Here is an 8,712-nt window from a genome sequence, read left to right on the forward strand (position 1 = left end):
TGTGAGCCGTGTGAGCGGGGGCTTTACGGGGTTGGTCAGGGGGCGAGCAGGCCCGCGAGTTGCGCGGCCTCGGCGGCGACACGCATCGCGTCGGCGGCGCGGTCCACGCCGGGCAGCCCGGGGCCCACGGGCATCAGGTTGAGCGTGGTGGCGCCGGCCTCGGCGAACGCCGTCATCCGCTCGGCGATCCGTTCCCGCGGCCCGAGAAGAGAGGTGGCGTCGAGGAACTCGAGCGGTACGGCGGTCATGGCGCCGGGGAAGTCACCGGCCAGGAACCTGTCCTGGACGGTACGGGCCTGGGTACCGAAGCCCATGCGTTCGGCCAGCTGGGTGTAGTGGTTGTCCTCCCGGCCGCCCATGCCACCGAGGTACAGCGCGGCGTATCCCCGTACCCGGCGGGCACAGGTCTGCCAGTCGGCGCCGGTCACCAGGGGTACGCAGGGGGCGATGTCGAACCCGTCGAGGGTGCGCCCGGACCTGGTGAGGCCGGCCCGCAGGGGGTCGAGCTGCTTGGCGGCGTGGGTGGGGGAGAAGAACACCGGCAGCCAGCCGTCGGCGATCTCCCCGGCCAGTTCCAGGTTCTTCGGGCCGAGGGCGGCGAGGTAGACGGGGAGGCGCTCGCGGGGCGGCCGGATGGTCAGGGTGAGCGCCTTGCCGGGGCCGTCCGGCAGCGGAAGGGTGAAGTGCCTGCCCTCGTACTCCAGGGGTTCCCGGCGCAGGGCGCGGCGCACCAGATCGACGTATTCGCGCGTACGGCCCAGCGGTGAGCCGAATCTGACGCCGTGCCAGCCCTCCGAGACCTGGGGGCCGGATACGCCGAGGCCGAGCCTGAACCGTCCGCCGGACAGGGTGTCGAGGGTGGCGGCGGTCATCGCGGTCATGGCGGGTGAGCGGGCGGGGATCTGCAGGACCGCGCTGCCGACGTCGATGCGGGAGGTGCGGGCGGCGATCCAGGACAGCACGGTCACGGCGTCGGACCCGTAGGCCTCCGAGACCCACACCGCCGAGTAGCCGAGCTCCTCGGCCAGGGAGGCGAGCGGGAGGTTGGAGGCGTCGTTGCCGCCGACCCAGTAGCCGAGGTTGAGGCCGAGACGCAGGGTGGGAACGGTCATGGGTACTCCTGCTGAGGGCGCGGGACGGTCGGGGCACCAGGCTCGGTCGTGGCCGCGGTCAGCGGCTGGTGCGGGTGCGGTAACGCCATGTCGAGAGGGAGGTGAAGACGGCGATGATCAGCACCGAGCAGCCCACGGTGTACGCCTCCGGGTGGTGTGCGGGCCAGCCGTGCTGGACGGAGAAGCCTGGCGGGGGCGGGTTGCCGAGGAGCTTGCGCAGGGCGTTCGCGAGCGAGGTGATGGGGTTCCAGGCGGCCACCGTGGACAGTGGGCCGGGGAGGGTGGCTCCGGAGACGAACCCGGAGGAGATGAACGTGGCCGGGAACAGCCAGATCACTCCGAGGCTCCCGGCCACCTGGGAGTTCGGCGAGACGAGGGCGACGAAGACGCCGATCCACGACATCGCGAAGGAGAACAGCAGTACCAGCAGGATGCCGGCGGCCACCTGGACGGGGCCGGTGTGTGTGCGCCAGCCCATGAGCAGTCCGCAGGTGGTGGTGACGGTGAGGCTGGCCACGCAGGTCGTGAGGTCGGAGGTTGTCCGGCCGAGCAGCAGGGCCACGCGGGAGATCGGCAGTGTGCGGAAGCGGTCGACCATGCCCTGGTCCAGGTCGCGGGAGAGCCCGACCGTGGTGAAGGTGGTGGTGAAGGCGACGGTCTGGGCGATCAGCCCGGCGAACATGTACGAGCGGTAGGCCGTGCCGCCCAGGCTGTTGCCGAAGATGTACCCGATGAGCAGTGCGTACACGACCGGCTCGACCAGGCAGGAGATGAGCAGTCCCGGAGTGCGCCGCAGGTGCAGCAGGTTGCGCAGGGCGAGGTCCGTGCTCTCCGTGACGACACGGAGGCCCGGAGTGCGCCGGGCCCTGGTCACGGCCGCGGGTGGGACGAGGCCGGTGGGGGGTGCGCCCCGGTGCGGGGTGCCGGTCTTGTGGACGTCGGTGGGCGCGGTCATCGTGTCGCCTCGTGCCGCGCGCGGCCGGTCAGGCCGAGGAACACGTCGTCGAGGGTGCAGCGGCTGAGCCCGATCTCCAGTACGTCGGCCTCTTCGTCCGCCAGTGCGGTGAGGGCGCGGCCCAGTGCGGCTCGGCCGTCGGTGGTGGCCGCTTCGATGCGCCGGGCTCGGCGGTCCACTGTCGGGGGCGTGCCGGTGGCCCGTGCGGCGGCGCGTGCCGCCACGTCGAGCTGGTGGTCCTCGGCGACGCACAGGACGAGCCGGTCTCCGGCAGCTGCCTTCAGTTCGTCGCTGGTGCCCACCGCCACCACCCGGCCCCGGTCGATCACGGTGATCCGGTCGGCGAGACGGTCCGCCTCCTCCAGGTACTGGGTCGTCAGCAGGATCGTGGTGCCGCCGGCGACCAGCTCACCGACCGCGTCCCAGGTGTCGAACCTGCTCTCGGGGTCGAGGCCGGTGGTGGGCTCGTCGAGGAGGACCAGTGGAGGGGAACAGACGAGGGCGGCGGCCAGATCCAGCCGTCGCCGCATCCCGCCCGAGTAGGTGCCGGCGGGGCGCCCCGCGGCGTCGGTGAGCCGGAACCGGGACAGCAGGTCGTCGGCGGCGCGGCGGGCCGCGGAACGGCCCAGACCGCGCAGTTTCGCGAGGAGAAAAAGGTTTTCGAAGCCCGTAAGTAAGCTGTCGACCGTCGAATACTGGCCAGCCATTCCGATCGTGGCACGGACCTTTTCCGGTGCTTCCACCACATTCCAGCCATTCACGAAAGCATGTCCGGAATCCGGCTTGAGGAGGGTCGTGAGAATCTTCACCAGAGTGGTTTTGCCGGCTCCGTTCGGACCCAGGAGGCCCATGACCTCACCTGTGTTCACCTCCAGGTCGATGCCGCTTAACGCAGGGCTGTCCTGAAAGTGCTTGTGCAGGCCGTAGAGAGCGACGGCGGACGTGGTGGGGGTAGGCACAAGTCCGTTCTACGCTCGCCGTTGACCGAAGTCGATCATGGAACGTTAAAGACCACTTGCACGTTCGATGGTATTGCTTTGCTGTTGCGTGGAGATTTCGCTGCCGGACTGTGAATCGTGATCACGTACGTTTCCTGCTGTGCGAGAATTATTGACGAACCTGAGGGAGCGGGCGGCGCGTAATCCGCGGCGGCCTGCGGTAACATTCGTCTCCGAATTCACCGATCTCAGATGTGCGGCTCGCGACCGCGGGGAACTGGATCTGCATTCCCGGCGCATTGCCTCCTGGCTCCAGGAACGATTCTCCGCAGGCGACCGGGCGTTGCTCGTCCACTCGCCGGGAATCGAGTTCACCACCGCCTTCTCCGCCTGTGTCTACGCCGGCGTCATCGCGGTGCCCTCCCCTCTGCCGGGCCGCTACCGGCACGAGCGCCGCAGACTCGCCGCCATCGCCCGTGACGCGAGGGTGAATGTCGTCCTGACGCAGCAGAGCGATCTGCCGGACGTGGAGAAGTGGATCGCCGAGGAGGGCATCGTCGGGGTGGTCTGCCACGCCGTCGACGCCGGCGACGGAGACCCGGACGCCTGGACCGCTCCCGAGGTGTCGCCGGAAACCCTGGCACTGCTCCAGTACACCTCGGGATCGACCGGCGACCCCAAGGGCGTCATGGTCACCCACGGCAACCTGGTCGCCAACGTCGAGCGGATGGCGGACGCGTTCGGCAACGACAGCGGTACGACGTACGGTGGCTGGATCCCCCTGTACCACGACATGGGGCTGATCGGCCTGATGCTGCCCGGCCTCCTGTCCGGCGACGGATACGTCCAGATGGACCCCATGTCCTTCCTGCGCCGCCCCTACCACTGGCTGCGGATGCTGGACGCCTGTGACGTCGGATTCACCGCCGCCCCCGACTTCGGCTACGAACTTTGCGTCCGGCGGGTCACCGACGAGCAGCTCGCCACGCTCGACCTGTCCCGGGTCAAGGCCGCCGACGGCTCGGAACCGGTCCGCGCCGACGTGGTCGCCGCCTTCACCGACAGGTTCGCCGCCGCAGGGCTGCGGCCCGACGCGCTCATCCCCGTGTACGGCCTCGCCGAGGCGACCCTGATGGCCTCGGCCACCACAGGGCGGGCACCCCTGCGTACCGCCGTCGACGCCTCGGCGCTGGAGAGCCGCATGCTGCGACCGGCCGACGGTGCGCAGCCGTCCCGCATGCTCGTCGGATGCGGGGCGCCGACCGGCTCCGACGTCCTGGTCGTCGATCCCGACACCGGGGAGGCCCAGCCCGAGGGCAGGATCGGCGAGATCTGGCTCGGCGGCCCCTGCGTCACCGCGGGCTACTGGGAGAACGAGGACGCCACCGACACCACGTTCCGGGCCCGCACCCGCGACGGACGCGGTCCGTACCTGCGCACGGGTGACCTCGGCGGCCTGCTCGACGGTGACGTCTACATCACCGGCCGCCGCAAGGACGTCCTCGTCCTGCACGGGCGCAATCTGCACCCCGCGGACATCGAGTACGAACTGCGTTCCGGACACGAGGAGCTGGAGGGCCTGCACGGGGCCGTCTTCATGGTCGGGAACGACGACGGGCCGGACACCGCTCCCGCCGTCGTCGCCGTGCACGAGATCCGCGCCCACTGGGGCGCCGAGCGGCTGAGCGAGATAGCCGTCGGCATGAAGCAGACCGTGGCCCGGGAGTTCGGCGTCCCCGTAGCGGCAGTCGCGCTGGTGCGGCCCGGCGGCGTCCGGCGGACCACGAGCGGCAAGGTGCAACGCTCGGCGATGCGCGGCCTCTACCTCTCCGGAGAACTGGACACCCTGCACCTCGGCGAGGACCGGCTGCTCACCGCGGCCCTGGCCGAACACCGGCGGGTGAGCGCGCGATGACCACCGCGGCCGCACTGGAGATCCTGCTCGCCGCCCACGAGAACGACGCCTTCTCGTCCGACGCGCTCGACGCGCTCGACGCCCTGGAGGAGTTTCCCGACAGCGCTGTCCGCCTCCTCGACGACGCGGGGATGCCCGCCCACTACGTCCTGTCCCCGGACGGCGACTTCAGCGAGACGCTACGACTGCTGCGCACGGTCGCCCGCCGCGATCTGACCGTGGCCATCGCGCACGGCAAGACGTTCCTGGGGGCGGCCCCGGTATGGGTGGCCGGCACCCCCGACCAGGCCGCCCGGCTCGCCGAGCGGGTGCGCGGCGGCGAGGCCGTCAGCTGGGGACTGACCGAGCGTGACCACGGCGCCGACCTGCTCGCGAGCGAGTTCGCGGCGGTGCCCGAGACCGACGCGGGCACCAATGGCGGTGCGGTGGGTCCGGGCTGGCGGCTCACCGGCGAGAAGTGGCTCATCAACAACGCCACCCGCTCCACCCTCGCCTGCGTCCTGGCCCGCACCGACCCGGCCGGCGGCGGACGCGGCTTCAGCCTCTTCCTCGTGGACAAGCGCCGGCTGCCCGAAGGCGCCTGGCACAACCTGCCCAAGGTCCGCACGCACGGCATCCGCGGCGCCGACATCAGCGGCTTCGCCCTCCACGACGCCCCGGTGCCCCCCGACGCCCTCGTCGGCGAAGAGGGCGACGGGATCGCCGTGGTGCTCAGAACGCTCCAGCTCACCCGCGTCGCCTGCACGGCACTCTCACTCGGGGCCGCCGACCACGCCCTGCGGCTGGCCCGCGACTTCGTCACCGGACGCGAACTGTACGGCCGCCGCCTCGCCGACGTTCCGCACATACGGCGCATCCTCGGCCGGGCAGCCGCCGCCGCGCTGACCGCCGAAGCGGCGAGCGCGCTCTCCGCCCGCTCGGTGCATACCGTGCCCGGTGAACTGAGCGTGATCTCGGCCATCACCAAGGCGTACGTCCCCACGCTGACCCAGGAGACGCTCGGCTCGCTCGGCGAACTGCTGGGCGTCCGCGGCTTCCTCACCTCGCCGCCCGGCGACGGCTTCGCCAAACTCGAACGCGACCACCGCATCTGTTCGATCTTCGACGGCAGCACGGTCGTCAACCGTACAGCCCTCCTCGCCCAGCTGCCGCGCCTGGCACGCCAGTTGAGCCGCGGCCGCTTCGACGCCGAAGGCCTGCGGGCCGCCGCCGACCTCACCGCGCCCCTCCCTCGGTTCGACCGCGAGCGGCTGACGCTGCGCTCCGCCACGGGATGCAGCGCCGTGCAGGCACTGCCGGACATGGCGGCGCGCATGGAGGCGGAAGGGCCGCCGGAGGCGGGCCCGCTCATCGCCCGCCTGCTCAGCGACCTCGCCCTGTTGGAGGGGGAGTCGGCCACCTTCGTACCGATGACGGGCGGACTGCCCAGCACCGCCTTCCACCTGGCCGAACGCTACGAACGCGCCTACGCGGCCGCAGCCTGTCTGCTGCTGTGGCTGGAGAACCCGCCGCTGCGCACGGGACGGCTCGGTTCCGACGGCCTGTGGCTGCGGGCCTGCCTGACCGACCTGCTCGGCGAGGACGACAGCGACCTGTTCTGCGACCTGGCCGACGTCGTACTCGGCACGCCAGCACGGGAGTTCACGCTGTGGGGAGAGGCCGTATGACATCCGACGAGTGCCTCGCACCCAAGCGCGCCGACGAGCTGGAACAGCTGCTCGGCAGCCTCTCCGATCCTGCCAATCCCACGGGAACCGCCGCCATTCTCGCCGCCGACGAGCAGGCGGAGATGCTCGCCGCCGGAGAGTCGCTGCTGCACTCCTACGGGCTGAACGCCGAGTTCGTACCCCCCGCGCTGGGCGGCCGGCTCGCGCGGGCGGACCACCTCGCCGAGGTCATGCGCGCGCTCTACCGACGCGACCCGGCCCTCGGCCTCGGCTACGGCGCCAGCTCGCTCATCGCGGGAGTCACCCTGTGGACAGCCGGCGACGAACAGCAGACCGAGCATGCCGCCCGCCTGCTCCTGGACGGCCGGCGTATCGCGATCGCCTTCCACGAACTGGCCCACGGCAACGACATGGCGGGCACGGAACTCACCGCCACCGCCGCACCCGACGGACTGCGCCTGAGCGGCCGCAAGGAGGTCGTCACCAACATCGGACGCGCCGACGCCCTGGTCGTCCTCGCCCGCACCGACCCCCGGCCCGGTCCGCGCGGCCACTCCCTGGTCCTCGTCGACCGCGCGAGCGCCGACCCCGCCCGCCTGACCGACCTGCCGCGCTTCGGCACCGTCGGCATGAGGGGGGTGCAACTCGGCCGCCTGGCCTTCGACGAACTGCCGGTGCCCGCCTCCGCGCTGCTCGGCCCGGCCGGCTCAGGTCTGGAGACAGCGCTGAAGGCCCTCCAGATCACCCGCACGGTCCTGCCCGCGATGGCCAGCGGCATCCTCGACACCGGACTGCGCATCACGGTGGACCACCTGACACGCCGTCGGCTGTACGGCGGCCCGGCCACCGCCCTCCCGCACGTCCGCTCGGTGCTGGCCGGCGTCTTCGCCGACCTGCTGCGTGCCGAGGCGCTCGGCGCGGTGGGCGCCCGTGCGCTGCACGTGGTGCCCGGCTCGGCGAGCGTGTACGCCTCCGCGGTCAAGTTCGAGGTGTCCCGGCTGCTGCTGTCGGCCATGGACCGGCTCGCGGAACTCCTCGGCGCCCACTTCTATCTGCGCGAGGGACCGACCGCGCTGTTCCAGAAGCTGCTGCGCGATCTCGCTCCCGTCGGCTTCGGGCACATCGCGCGCGCCGCCTGCCAGATGAGTCTGCTGCCCCAGCTGCCCCTGCTGGCCCGCCGCACCTGGGCCCGTCCCGGCGCCGAGGCGCCTGCCGACCTGTTCGCGCTCGCGCTGCCGCTGCCACCCCTGCCCTACGACCGGCTGGCCCTGCACGCGGCGGGCCGCGACCCGGTCATGGGCTCCCTGCCCGCCCTGGCCGACGCGCCCTGGTCACCCGAGCACGACGACCTGCGGGCCGTGCTCCGGGGCGACCACGCCGAACTGGCCGAACTGTCCGCCGTATGCGCGCGGTTGTCGCCGGTGGACCTCGGCGTCGACGCCCGCCCGGAGCACTACGACCTGGTCACCCGGTATGTGCGCCTCCTGTCCCGCACCGCCTGTGCGCGGGTGTGGCGGGACGCTCCGTCCGAGAGCTTCCTGGCCGACCCCGCCTGGCTGCGCGCGGCCCTGTGCCGCTCGGCGCCGGGCCCGCATCGGCCGGGCCCCCTGCCTGCCCAGGTCGAGGAGGCGCTCTTCGCCGAACTCCTGGACCGCCGGGCCACCGGTCGTTCCTTCGGCCTGACCGGGAGACCGCTCGCCGTCTGAGCCCCGGCCGTCGGCGTCGCCCGAGAGCCACCCACCAGCCGTAGGCCCCGCGCCGTCGGACATCCCGCATCCGGCCCTGCCGCCATCCGCGCTCCGGCTTCCTTTCCCCCCGCTCAAGAAAGTGACCCCCCTCATGACCGCTGGCTACCACGACGTGCACACCTGGCTGACGGAGCGCGTGGCGACCTACCTGCGCCGCTCACCCCAGGACATCGACACGTCCGTCCCGCTGGCCGACTACGGCCTGGACTCACTGACGGCGCTGGCCATCACCGCCGACATCGAGGACGAGTTCGAGGTGACCGTCGACGACGCGCTGACCTGGGACCACCCGACGGTCGACGCGCTGAGCGCGGCCCTGACCGAGCTGTTCGGCGCACGTCCCGAGGCCGCCCCGGCGAGCGAGAAGCAGGCCTGAC

Annotated in this window: 7 protein-coding genes; 4 read left to right on the forward strand and 3 right to left on the reverse strand. The window is 71.8% G+C overall.

Annotated features, from left to right (window positions below):
• Positions 1–35: 35 nt before the first annotated feature.
• The 3 genes from OG595_RS44220 to OG595_RS44230 are packed head-to-tail and all read right to left on the reverse strand — an operon-like array spanning position 36 to position 3,026.
• Positions 36–1,112: an LLM class F420-dependent oxidoreductase gene (locus OG595_RS44220; RefSeq protein ID WP_329282397.1), complete on the reverse strand. Its 1,077-nt coding sequence runs from the start codon at positions 1,110–1,112 to the stop codon at positions 36–38.
• A 58-nt stretch (positions 1,113–1,170) separates the two neighbouring features.
• Positions 1,171–2,067, reverse strand: coding sequence for an ABC transporter permease (locus OG595_RS44225; protein ID WP_329282400.1), 897 nt, complete (start codon positions 2,065–2,067; stop codon positions 1,171–1,173).
• On the reverse strand, positions 2,064–3,026 hold the full coding sequence (locus OG595_RS44230) for an ATP-binding cassette domain-containing protein (RefSeq protein WP_329282402.1): 963 nt from the start codon (positions 3,024–3,026) through the stop codon (positions 2,064–2,066). Before OG595_RS44230 ends, OG595_RS44225 begins: the two co-directional genes overlap by 4 nt.
• A 139-nt stretch (positions 3,027–3,165) precedes the next feature.
• Here OG595_RS44230 and OG595_RS44235 point away from each other — a divergent pair, with 139 nt between their 5' ends.
• The 4 genes from OG595_RS44235 (at position 3,166) to OG595_RS44250 (ending at position 8,711) form a co-directional block, all read left to right on the forward strand.
• Positions 3,166–4,920, forward strand: a complete 1,755-nt coding sequence (locus tag OG595_RS44235) for a fatty acyl-AMP ligase (RefSeq protein WP_329282405.1) — start codon at positions 3,166–3,168, stop codon at positions 4,918–4,920.
• The gene (locus tag OG595_RS44240) at positions 4,917–6,587 is read left to right on the forward strand and encodes an acyl-CoA dehydrogenase family protein (RefSeq protein ID WP_329282407.1); all 1,671 of its coding nucleotides are present in this window, start codon (positions 4,917–4,919) and stop codon (positions 6,585–6,587) included. The genes OG595_RS44235 and OG595_RS44240 overlap by 4 nt, the downstream gene beginning before the upstream one ends.
• Positions 6,584–8,293 carry an acyl-CoA dehydrogenase gene (locus OG595_RS44245; protein WP_329282409.1) on the forward strand — a complete coding sequence of 570 codons (1,710 nt, stop codon included), beginning with the start codon at positions 6,584–6,586 and terminating at the stop codon, positions 8,291–8,293. The genes OG595_RS44240 and OG595_RS44245 overlap by 4 nt, the downstream gene beginning before the upstream one ends.
• Positions 8,294–8,426: 133 nt before the next feature.
• Positions 8,427–8,711 (forward strand): acyl carrier protein, encoded by a 285-nt coding sequence (locus OG595_RS44250; RefSeq protein WP_329282411.1) that lies wholly within the window; start codon positions 8,427–8,429, stop codon positions 8,709–8,711.
• The last annotated feature ends 1 nt before the right edge of the window (position 8,712 follow it).

Source organism: Streptomyces sp. NBC_01451 (assembly GCF_036227485.1).
Taxonomy (GTDB): domain Bacteria; phylum Actinomycetota; class Actinomycetes; order Streptomycetales; family Streptomycetaceae; genus Streptomyces.

Excerpts from the sequence above, each read along its gene's own strand:
- OG595_RS44220 (WP_329282397.1), bottom strand. The coding sequence starts at position 1,112 with ATGACCGTTCCCACCCTGCGTCTCGGCCTCAACCTCGGCTACTGGGTC.
- OG595_RS44225 (WP_329282400.1), bottom strand. The coding sequence starts at position 2,067 with ATGACCGCGCCCACCGACGTCCACAAGACCGGCACCCCGCACCGGGGC.
- OG595_RS44240 (WP_329282407.1), top strand. The coding sequence starts at position 4,917 with ATGACCACCGCGGCCGCACTGGAGATCCTGCTCGCCGCCCACGAGAAC.
- OG595_RS44245 (WP_329282409.1), top strand. The coding sequence starts at position 6,584 with ATGACATCCGACGAGTGCCTCGCACCCAAGCGCGCCGACGAGCTGGAA.
- OG595_RS44250 (WP_329282411.1), top strand. The coding sequence starts at position 8,427 with ATGACCGCTGGCTACCACGACGTGCACACCTGGCTGACGGAGCGCGTG.